The organism is Mycoplasma sp. 327, from assembly GCF_053851655.1.
The window spans coordinates 27,901-40,504 of record NZ_JBSQBA010000006.1; the positions used below are offsets into that span (position 1 = coordinate 27,901).

The window sequence follows — 12,604 nt, forward strand, 5'->3', positions numbered from 1 at the left end:
CATGAAAACGAAAGAAATGATTAAAAAAGTTACTAAAATAACTGTTGGTTTATCACTTGGATTAGTAATCCCAATTACTTCTATTTCTTGTGATAATAAAAAAGCATCAGATCAAGCAAAACCTAAAATTCAAAAGAAAAATATTCAAAAACCAGTTAGCGGAAAAATAAATTATGTTGCCATCGGTGATGATTATGCGGCTGGAAATAATAATAGTTTTAATGCTCATAGTAATAACTTTTTTAGCAAAGAAGATAATGAAGTATACGGAATTTCATATGCCTCATATTTAGCTAATTCAATCTCGCTAATCAATGATGATGAAACAATATTAAATAGATATGAAAATCTGGGTTTATCTTATTCTACTACTGATGCTTGATTGCATTTATTAAAACCAACCAATACTAGCAATTTAAATGAATTTAATGAGGTAATAAATCTAAATAAAAAATTAGGTTTGTATAATGCTAATTTGAATAGTAAAAAGGTTATTAGTAATATTAAAGAATCAAATTTTATAACCATTTCATTAGGATTTAATGATATCTTTAAGAAAGATGAAATTTTGTCATTAGTATTAAGACAATTTAAAGATAAAAAAGAAGAAAATCAATTTATTGTAGGCTATAATAAAATTATTTCAGCAAGAATTGCACAATTATCAAAAAAATATACAGAGATAGTTAGGGAAATAAAACAAATAAATCCTAATATAAATATCAATCTAATTGGATATAGTGCGCCCTTAATTCATACTATCAATATTCAAGGTAATTTTCAAAATAACGTTTTGAAAACAACAACAGATTTATTGAATAAAACAATTAGCAATATCGCCGACAGTGAGAGTTTAAACTATTATAGTTTTTCATCTGAAAATAGCATTTATGAAAATGCTGAACAATTTTCGACTGATTATTTAAGTATCTTTCCAAGTGTCAACGGTTATAAAAAACTTGCCCAGGACATATTTGCAAAAATGTCTACAAATATTACAGAATATAATTCATTATTCAGCAACAATGAATTTTCAAATCACAATAAAGCAATTTCATTTATAAAAAAAGCAACAACAATTAAATCATTAATTTTTGGAGTAGTTGGAAATAATGTAGATACATTTAAGAAACCGTATCCATTTGAAAAAAATTCAAAAAATAGTAGTCTTATTGCTTCTGAATCAAGCAATGTTTTTGCTCAAACTGTTTTGGCTGAATTTAGTAGTAAAATAAAAATGCTAAATAATGAACAACTTAAAACTTTTATTGATAACGTTCTTTCAATTATTGGCATTAATGATAAAGAGGCAAAAACATGATTTAATGAATTAATAAATTCATTGATATCTAAGCGTAAAAATAATTTAATAGTTTCATTATTTGAACAGCTGTTTGATTCAGTTTATGTTCAACACTTTCTTAATAAGGCAAATATCAAGGTTTCACAATTATTGGCAAAAAAATCTCCTCAAAATACTTTAACATCTGAAATTAGGAAAATTCTTACGCAAGAATTTCAAGATAAAAACAGTATATACTTAATCTTAAAATCAGTATTAAATTCTAACTATTTATCTAAAATTGAAAATAAAGTTTTTATTAGACAAAATTTAGCGTCATTAATTAAAATATTATTTTCAAACAAATCTATTAAGCAACTATTTCCACAAGAGCTATTGCCATTATGAGATAAGAAAACAATGGATAAAAATATAGTTGTAAAATTTGATAATCTTGTTAATAAGGTAGTGGATAATTTATTAAGCAAAAGCGAATTATATTTTTCTAATACTAATTTTGATGGTTTCATAAATGATATTTTGAGGGACTCTAAGAAAGAAATTATTTCTCTATTTCAAGCAATTGTTGATTGATTAACCAAAGATAAGGGATCTCTAAAAAAGATTATTGATAAGATTGCAACCTCCTTAAAAAATGTTTATAGAGTGCCACAAGAAAGACTTGATGACATTAAATATTTCATTCAAACAACAGTGGAAAATCTAAAGGATTTTAAGTATTCATATGAACTTCTTGATCTTTTTGTAGAAACTACACTCGATTCATACAAAGATAATAAGTTGTTAGATACACATTCATTTATTAAAGTATTTGTTAAGGGGTTGCTATTTAATACAAAGGATGCCAATAAAAATAATCGTGTCTTTTTTGCTCTAATTAGCAATGTTCCTAGAACGCCTAATATTGATCTTAATAAATACTATAATGGAATAAAATATCTCGGAGTTGGATTAGTGCAAGCGGAAAACATAATAAATTCAAATAATATAAGTAACCTGCTTGATGATCAAACAAGAGAAGCTATGCTTATATTGCTTAGAAATATTGCAAATAATTCTGATAACATTTTGAATATAACAGGTAAGAACTATATAAAAGACTTATTTTCATTATTGATTGACGATATCACTGCAAAGGGTAGCTTATTTAACCAAATTTTAGATAGACTTGCAGACTATGTTGTTATACATCCATTAATTAATTTCATTAAAAAACAAGGTTATGAGAAACAAATACTATCAGCAAATCCCGAATTTAATAATATAGAAGAGTTTGTAAAGTCTAGTTATTCTTCATTATATAAATCAGTTAATAATAAGATAATTATTGATAAGCTAAAATTTTTGGTAAATGACATTGTTGATAATGGTAAGCTATATGACAAAAGTTCACTATTTGCTTTTGTTGTTTCAACCTTAAAAAGAGTACAAGAAAATGGATTGATAACATTAGTAGAGACTTTATTGCAACAAATATCGAGTAAGGAAAATACTAAATTATTAGTGAATGTTCTTACCTCATACATTAATTCATCGTTAAATGTAAAACTAACCAATGTTGAAAAAGAACTGATCGAAACTTATATACAAAGCATTTTAAGAAACATTAAGGATTCAAACTTATTTAAACACTTTATTGATAATTTTAAGAAGATAACTAAAAAAATTGATATATCAAAAATCAATACTTTTGATAAGCTGGGTTTATATCTAAAAGAAGAATTAAGCAATCTTTTGATTGAATCAACAAACCCCGGTGCAATACAAATGTTTCTTGATTTTTTAAGCCTAAAGAATACAAAAGAAAAAGATGGATTTAACAAATTTATTAATGTTTTATCAATATTTTTAAAAAATGAAAATAATGTTGATTTTATTCTTGACAAGCTAAATCTTAAAAAAATTGTTGCGGATATCCCTAAAAAGATTGATTTTGCAAAGCTGCCCCAAAATGTTAGAGATGATGTTAAAGGGTTATTAAATAATGTATTGGCATTAATAATTAAAAAATGAGATGACAAGATAAATCCAAAAATTAAGGAATTAATTAAAAATTCAGTTTCAAATGAAAAAATTAAAAATGTAAAAAATTTAAATGAATTATTTTTCTTATTAATTAATGAAAATAAGGAATTTTTGAAGGAATTTATTTTAGACATAATAAACAATGTTATTTTGGTTAATCAACAAAGCGAGCAAAAAACTGTTGATATAGTTGTTTATTTAATTTCTACTCAAATTAATTACAAAAAATTAAGTGTTAGTGAACAAGGAAACATCAAATCGATAGTCAAAAAAGCAATTGCCTTTGTTAAGGATAAAAAAATATTTGGTCCATTGGTCGAAAGTTTATTAAATACAATGACTTCAAATATCAAGAAATTTGGTATTGATTTTAATAAATATGACTGAGCAAAAATTGTTGACTTTATTGATGATTTAGATATTATAAAAATTGTTGAAGCATCTGAGGATTTCTTTATTAACAAGATATCAAAAGATGAGCTAAAAACATTATTAAAAACTCTCCTTCTAAATGCTGTGCATCTTTTTGCTTTGAACGAGAAGTCAACAAATGATGAATCTACAGCATCTTCATTGCAAGAACCAACTAAAAAAACTATTCCAAACATTAATGTTGAAAAAATTTTAGGTATAGTTCAAAAGATATTGAACAAACTTTCTTCTGAAAATAAGAAGGAATTAATACCTTATTTAGTTGATGCTATCTACGATCTAAAAGAAAACGAAGGTTTTAAGAAATTCTTATCTGATTTACTATCTAAATCTCTTAAAAATGGCAATCAGACAGTTATTAAGGAAATATTAAATAATAAAGGAGATTATTCACTATTAGCTAGTCTAATTATTAACAAGTCATATAGCCTTTTATTAAACGAAGAAAATAAACAAGGTTTAGTTTTGATTTTAAATAGTTTATTTGCCGATGACAAACCAATAGTTTTAGATGCAAATAAACTTGCGATTAAATTATTTAAAAATGTTAAAACAAATAATTTATTAAATTTCATTAAAACCAATTTAGACCGTATATTGGGTGATGAGGAATTGCTGGATGTGATTGCCAGATATCTAATTAGTTTAGTAAAACAACAAGCAAACATAAAATTTAGTGGCAATGAAGATCTAATAGTTCTTAATTATCTAAAATCATTATTAAAATCTATTCCAAATAATCCTTTAATCCATAAATTAAAGAAGAATTTGGAAGAAAAACTCAGCGAATTAACAGATACATCAAGTTATATTGATTTCCAAAAAAAATTGAGTGATGCCCTTAAACAAACATTTAGTTTTAATAAGGAAAATATAGAACAAATTTTTGATCTTTTAATTATAAAACAAGACAAGAAGGCACTAGGTGAAAAAAAACTTGTAGAAACCTTAAAAGTATTGTTAGGCAAAAAAGAGTTTTTAGAATTTATTTTAAAAAATATTAATCCTAAACAATTGATTAATAATATGTTTGATAATATAAATTTATCTAATTTAAATTTAGGAGAACATTCAAAAGGAGCTCTCACTTCAATAATTAAAGACACGAAAGATCTTATTAATCTAAAATATAATGATCTTGTTTCGCAAAATATCAATGAAATTATTGAAAAATTATTGCTTGAGGATGTCCTAAAGAATGTAGATTCTTTTGAAGGCTGATTTAAGAATTTCTTCATAGTTAACGAGGATTGGATAATTAAAAAGGTAGACTTGATTCTAAATAATATTTTATTATCAAAAGAAAGCGAACAATTAAAGCAATCAATTGCTAATTTCTTAGTTGAATTTGTTGCCGAAAAACTTAATGGCATTGAATTTAAAAACGGCCAAAAAGAATCGCTAAAAGCAATATTTAACAAGGCAATTAATTTCCTTCCAGATCTTAATATAAGCAACGCTATAACTAAATCTGCTATTAAATTATTAGTTAAAAATATTAACCAATATCAATTCAATTTTGAGAAATATAACTTTAATAGTGCGTTCGACTTTATTAGTATATTTAATAAAATAAACATAGATAAGTTAGACCAATTCTTATCAGGATTAGACTCGCATGACTTAGCTAATATTATTCTTTTAGTTATAAATAATTTTGATAAGCTAGAGTTGCTTTTTACTACTCCATCTGTTACTTTGCAAGAAAAATCAAAGAATAAAACAATTGTTGAGTTCAATAAAAAAGAGGGAATTAAGATAAATATAAATGATATTTTTAGATTAATTAAAGTTGGATTTTCAATTTTAAATGCCTCTGATCGCGAGTCTATCAAAAAAGAAATTCCTAGTCTAGTTCAAAAGATACGTAAATCTCCAAAAATAAAAGAGTATGTAAAAACTAAATTAGACTTTTTAACAAATCTTATTTTAAAAGTTGACTCAAACGCTCGAGATTTTGCTGACAAAACAAAAGAAAAGATTATTGAATTTATCTTTGATAAGGAAGATACTAAGGACCTTATAACTAACTTTATTAATACACTAATTTCCTTAGACCAAAAATCATTAGACAATATTCATAATATAAATGAATTAATTAAGAAACTTTTGAACCTAAATAAGTCTTCGATCAGTGACTTTATTAAAAAAATTGTTTCTAATGCCACTTCTGATGAAGCGTATATTAATAGTTTGGTTAAATTTGTGTTGAATGCAATTCATTCAGAATTAAAATTTGATTCAACTAGCGACGAGTTTGAAAATATTGCTAACTTAGGGACCAGAATTATTAAAAATCTAGGTAATAAAAATGTTGTATCAGACATAATAAGTAAGCTTTTCGAGAGTCTTGTTGACATTGATATTATTGATTCAAAGGGCCATTTTGATCAAAATATATTGATATCAAAAATAATTTCAGGGTTAAAGAAAATCGATTGAAAGGCTTTATTTACATCCCAAAATATAGAGGATATGTTTAAATCACTTATTGGAAATAACATATCAAAAGAACAGTTAGTTAAAGAATTTAGTTCTTTATATCATTATTTGGAAAGAAATATACCAAAATTGACTAATCAAATAAACAACCAACATACAATATCTAATAACACTCAAAATGTGCTAAATCCAGTTATTTCTGATGAACAAAAAGAGTTTCTAAAGAATATTGAAGGCACAATATTCAATGTATTAACTGGCTTGAATGGTTCACTTGATTCTAGCGAAACTGTTGGCAAGGAAGCAATAATCGAGGTTGTTCATACAATCTTTAAAGACCAAATTAAAAAGATAAAATGGCAAGAAATAAAACAGGATTTAATACCTAAGTCCGAATTGCAAACTATAGTTGATAAATTTGTAGACAAACCAATTTTAAAAACGTTAATTAGCGATGTTATATCTGATTTTCTAACAAAACCAAAAGTCCAAGCAGCAAATATTGGTGAAATAGTAACTAAAACATTAGAAAAAGTTTCACAAAAATTAAAAGATAATGTAACAAAAGTGCTGGAAGCAGTTGTTGAAGACGATGATTTAATGAAGATTGTTATTGGTCATGTATTAAATTATTTAAAATTGGAAAATGTTACAGCCGAAGATATTTCATTTATCAAAGAATTAATTAGCGCTATTTTTAAAGAATTAATCAAAACTGATTTTTATAAACGAAAAGTTGTTAAGAGAACTATCGATCACATTGTTGGCTATAGTAAAAATTTTTCAATATTTGAACCAGTCAAATGACTCCTTGATGCCATTGAAAAAATTAAGGCCGGATTTTCATTTAATGATCTTAAGATTATTGCTTCTTTTGTTGGTGAAACTAAGGCTATTAATGGTGCTCGCTTGATTAAGCTTATAAATCTATTATTTGGGAAAAGTAATTTAAAAGATTCGGTTTTATATAATGGCTTGCGAAACATTAATATGAATCCCGATCCAACAAAGCGTACTAATATTAATACTCTACTTGATTTTGTAAGTATTGGACAATTAAGCAATTCGACTTCAACGAGCAACATTCAAAATGATGATCCAGATAATATTTCTCCCGACCTTGATGCACTGTCATTGATTAATGAAATCTTTAAAATGTTAAGTATTGAATATTATAAGAATAAAAATACTCAAGATAGTAGTTTTAAAGTCAGATCTAAGACACCTGAATGGCAGGCGTTATATCGTTTTAAGGTAGCGATTGATTATATTCTTTTTGAAACATTTGGGCGTGAAACAGATATTGCTCAACGTGATGTGAGTCAAAGAAAAATTAATTTATATACAGGTGTTCGTTCGTTATTATGAGAGATTCAGGAAGGAACTAACATTTCGGCCATTCCGTTTTTAAGCTCTAAATTTTCAGGTATGCAAAGCTATTTTACAAAAGATATTGATCGTCGTCAATTTACTAATTATGCAGTAAGTGAATCTGGTTTTTGATTGGTCAAGTCATGAACTTACTTTGATGATAGTAATTATGGTCCTGAATCAATTACTTATTTAATTACTAGTTCTGGTTATAATGATAAAGAAAAGGGCAATTTAACTAGATTTAAATATAAGATTAGCGAGGCCGGACAAGCATATGAGATTTCTAAAAAAGAATATATCTTACTAACCTTAAAAGAAGGCGGTTATGGTAAATTCATGAAATTAAATAATAAGCGTTCGAATTCATCATGGTCTGGACTTGATAAAATTAATCCCGAAGATTTCTATTAGGATTTAGCTAAAAAAATAAAAATAGAGTAAAATAATTATGCACAGCCAACTGCTGCATAATTATTTTATGTAGAGGAAAATCCGCTCTAGCACTTGCTGCGATGCAAGTAGTGATCATGCTAGGCCAAATAAGCCTAGGCAGTTATTTAAATAATTGACGACTAGTGCAACAGAGACGAGCTTATTTAGTTAAGGTGCAACGATGTAAACTCCATGAGTTAGAAACCCAAATTTTGGTAGGGGAACCTGATTAATATAAATGAATAAAGATCGGGAAGCATATTATTTTAATATGTTTAGATAAATAGTTGGCGCTGTTAATTTACAGAACAAAAAGCGGTTTATCGTGCAAAAAGGCATTTTGTGCCTTTTTATTTTTTTTATGCACAGCATTTTTAGGCGTTGATAAATTTAGTCTAATTTTAAGAACTATATAAAAATTAAATTTATAGAGATAAAAGCGAAAACTAAAGCCTTTTATCTTTTTTAACAAAAAATAAGTCACTAATTTTCATTATTTGGTGAATTGGGTATCTACATTATATTTTGGAATAAAATTAAATATATATGGATGTTAAAAAGGAATAATTATGAAAAGAATGAAATTATTATTACCTATACTAACTATAATGCCTTGTTACTGGAGATTATAATTTTGTAATAAATAATAAGAAAAGAGATAAATTAGAAAAAATGTTTAACTATAATGTAGTTAAATATGATGGGGGGAATGAAATGAATTTTTTACTAAAAGAAAAGGGGTATATTAAATAATGAGTAAAAAGAAGAAAATAATTATTGCTATTGTAACTATTTTGGTTATTGCTTACATTATATTTGTAATATTTGGTTTTGCTTCATCATTAGAAAGAAGATATACAGAATATAAATAATGGAAAATAAAAACAATTCTAAATCAAAATGAATAGCAATACTAACCATTTATACAATATTTGTAGTTTTATTTTTTATTATAACACTTCTATATACGCAGTATTTTTTGGATTATGAAGCCCGGCAATCTTATCCTCAAGTCATTAAACATGAGGAAGCAGTAGCAATATTTTGATATAGCGGATTTAGAGCCACAATTTTAGTTTTAGGGATAATATTAATCACATTTTCCGTTATCTTATATATATGTTTTAAATCAAAAATAAAAACTATATCTAAAATGAACACAATAATAATTAATATATTATTTGCAATTAACATAATTTTATTATCGATATCAGTTATACTAGATGCAACCTTACTCAATGCAATTGATGTTCTTTTATGAAAACTAAAAAGCAATAAACCGACTGAATTCTTAAATCCAAAGCACAAAGCCATTTCGATAATTTATTATGAAAATCTAGAAGTATTAGAAGCATTTCTATTTCTATCATCATCATTATTTGTAATTTTATCGTTCTTTAAAATTTACTATTTTGCAAGCGTAATTCATAAAAATTATTTATTAAAACAACATTAGAATAGAGACTACAAAAATGATTTGAAATACACTAGAATAGGCAAAAATAAATATTATAACGTCATTTAAGTATACTTTTTGTTGTGTTATTAGCGAAATTTTAGATAAAAATTGGAGATGTATTTTATATAGCATATGGAATTTCATCTTTTTATAAAAAGGCATTTTTGTGTCTTTTTATTTTCACTGTTTTTTCCCAATTTGGTTGAAGAAATCATCTTCTTAGCATATTATGTTTATATGTGGAGGACGAATGAACGAAATACTATTATATTTTATATTTAAATACAAAGGTGATTGAAACGATGTTTATAAGGCAATAAAAAATAAGGAAGAAATTAAAGAAGAAGAATTTGATACATTTAAATTTAAAATTCATGAGAAAAATAAAAAATTTATAACTATTTTAGATGATGAATACCCTAAACAACTTTTAAATATAACTAAGCCACCATTTGTATTATTTTATGAAGGAAATCTTAATATCTTAAAACAAAGCAATAGGCAACAATGCATCTACTTAACAGGATCATATGAAACTAAAAATATAATTGAATATATAGAAAAATACAAAAATGACAATGATAGCGTGTTTATTAATTTATATTGGACTGGATTAGAGCAAAAAATCCTAAAAACATTTTTGAAGCGTAATTTTAAGGTTATTATATTGCTTCCATGTGGAATTGAATATGCTAAAAACAATTTAAATTTAAAAGAATTTTTAAATGATAACTGTTTAATTATATCCGAATATCCTAGTGAATATCACATAACTAAAAATGCATTTTATAGTAGACAAAGAATTAACGCTTGTTTATGTCAAAAGATAATTTTGCTTTCTTCATTGGAAAAAAAATATAACGGAACAATTAATGAGTTTCTTGACCAAGGTAAAGATGTGCAATGCTTACTCTTTAGAGATCATTTAAGTGAAGATCAAAATATTGATTTAATTAATGAGGGGGCTACACTTATAAATGATAATAATCAAATTTGTTAGGACTTTTATATATCATAAAGATAATTAAAAACTAATTTTGTAATAAAATTTTTAATGTAATTAAAAATATGGAAATATATAAGAAAAAAATAAGAAAAAAGGAGATTTTATGACACCTCATATAAATGCTAAAGAAAATGCGTTTGCAAAGTTAGTTTTAATGCCTGGTGATCCCTTGAGAGCTAAGTATATAGCTGATAATTACTTAGAAAATGTTGAATTAGTTTCTAATGTAAGAAATGTCTTAATGTATACTGGTTTTTATCAAGGAAACAAAGTTTCTGTGTGCGCTTCCGGGATGGGTGTTCCATCAATCGGAATTTATGCATATGAACTATTTAAAGAATATGGTGTTGAAGCAATCGTTAGAATTGGTTCGGCAGGATCGTTTAAAGCAGAATTAAAAAATTATGAAATCGTTCTTGCATCATCTGCATATAGCGAAAGTACAGCTTTTAGAAGTTCAATTATTAAAGGAGATAAAAATAATATCGCAATACCAAGTCATGACTTGAATGAATTGATCTTAGATTATGCTAAAAAGTTGGGAATGGATGTTCATTTTGAAAGAATTTTAAGTGAAGATGCATTTTATACAGAAAAAACTATTAGCGAAAGAATTGAAACATCTGGTGGTGCGGTTTGTGCAGAAATGGAAGCATATGGTTTATTTACTGTTGCTGAAAGATTAAACAAAAAAGCTGCAACATTATTAACAATTTCTGATAATCTAGTTACAAATGAATTTACAACTAGTGAAGAAAGACAAAATTCATTTAATGGAATGATGAAAATTGCTCTTGCACTTGCTAAGGACTTTCAATAATGAGAATAATTGATATCATAAATAAGAAGGCTAATAGAGAAGAATTAACAAAGGAAGAATTAGAATTCTTTGTTGAAAACTATGTTAATGGAAATATTCCTGACTACCAAGCTTCAGCCCTTCTTATGGCAATTCGTTTAAATTCATTAAATGAAACAGAAACATCGTATCTAACTAATGCAATGATAAATTCGGGTGACACAATTGATTGGTCATATTTAAATACAACTATTGTTGACAAGCACTCAACGGGCGGAGTTGGAGATAAGGTAAGTATTGTTTTATGTCCAATACTAGCGGCGCTTGGTCTTACAGTTGCTAAAATGTCTGGCCGTGGCCTAGGACACACTGGCGGAACATTGGATAAACTTGAATCAATTTCCGGATATACGATATCTCTAACGGACAATCAATTTAAGACTGTTGTTGAAAAACATCACATTGCAGTAGTGGGACAAAACGAGAGACTAGTTCCAGCAGATAAAAAGATTTATGCACTACGTGATGTTACAGGCACTGTGGAATCCATACCCTTAATTGCTTCATCAATTATGTCTAAAAAGCTAGCAACAGGTTCAAATTGTATACTTTTAGATGTTAAATGTGGTAATGGGGCATTTATGAAAAATATTGATCAAGCTGAAAAACTTGGTAAATTAATGATTGAAATAGGTAAAAAATTAAACAAAAAGATTGCAGTTGAAATTACAAATATGGAGAAACCTCTTGGCCGTGCTATTGGTAATAAAATTGAAATTCTCGAAGCAGTGGATACTTTAAAAGGTATGGGTCCTAAAGATTTTACCGAAATTATATATTCATCGGGTGCTACATTGCTTACTATTTCAAATAATGCTAAAGATGAGCAACATGCCAGAGCAATGATTAAAGAAGTTATCGCTAATGGTAAAGCATTGCAAAAATTCAATGAATGAATTAAAGCGCAAAACGGAAATGTTGATGAAGTTTATGAATCTAATTGATTTAATCCAACATATAAGTTTGAAATCATTTCACAAAATGAAGGATATCTAAAAATTAATTCAGCTATTGAATTTGGATTAGTGGCCATGAAACTTGGCGCTGGAAGAAGCAAAAAAGAGGATAATATTGATTTTGATGCTGGTGTTTATTTAAATAAAACAACAAATGATTTTGTTAAAAAAGGTGATGTTTTATTTACTTTATATTCATCTAAACCAATCGATGAAAAGCTATCTAATGATTTAATAGATAAAATTGAGTTTGGTTCAAAACCTTTTGAAACCAAAGAAGTTCTAACTAAATTAATGTAATTAAAAAACAAAAAAT

At 26.3% G+C, this 12,604-nt stretch carries 5 protein-coding genes and 1 other RNA gene; all 6 read left to right on the forward strand.

Annotated elements, in window-relative coordinates:
* Window position 1: 1 nt before the first annotated feature.
* The 6 genes from ACWXVS_RS02115 to ACWXVS_RS02140 all read left to right on the forward strand — a co-directional run bounded on the left by ACWXVS_RS02115 (window position 2) and on the right by ACWXVS_RS02140 (window position 12,588).
* Window positions 2-7,987, forward strand: coding sequence for a hypothetical protein (locus tag ACWXVS_RS02115; protein WP_455994805.1), 7,986 nt, complete (start codon window positions 2-4; stop codon window positions 7,985-7,987).
* Window positions 7,988-8,024: 37 nt separating this feature from the next.
* An RNA gene (rnpB, locus tag ACWXVS_RS02120) (RNase P RNA component class B) lies at window positions 8,025-8,336 on the forward strand.
* A 543-nt stretch (window positions 8,337-8,879) separates the two neighbouring features.
* Entirely contained in the window at window positions 8,880-9,464 is a 585-nt protein-coding gene (locus tag ACWXVS_RS02125; RefSeq protein WP_455994808.1) for a hypothetical protein, read from the forward strand.
* A gap of 253 nt (window positions 9,465-9,717) precedes the next feature.
* Complete coding sequence (locus ACWXVS_RS02130; RefSeq protein WP_438340402.1) at window positions 9,718-10,467, forward strand: DNA-processing protein DprA; 750 nt, start codon at window positions 9,718-9,720, stop codon at window positions 10,465-10,467.
* A gap of 109 nt (window positions 10,468-10,576) precedes the next feature.
* Entirely contained in the window at window positions 10,577-11,293 is a 717-nt protein-coding gene (gene deoD, locus ACWXVS_RS02135) for a purine-nucleoside phosphorylase (RefSeq protein ID WP_438340401.1), read from the forward strand.
* Window positions 11,293-12,588, forward strand: coding sequence for a thymidine phosphorylase (locus ACWXVS_RS02140; protein WP_438340400.1), 1,296 nt, complete (start codon window positions 11,293-11,295; stop codon window positions 12,586-12,588). Before deoD ends, ACWXVS_RS02140 begins: the two co-directional genes overlap by 1 nt.
* Window positions 12,589-12,604: the final 16 nt, after the last annotated feature.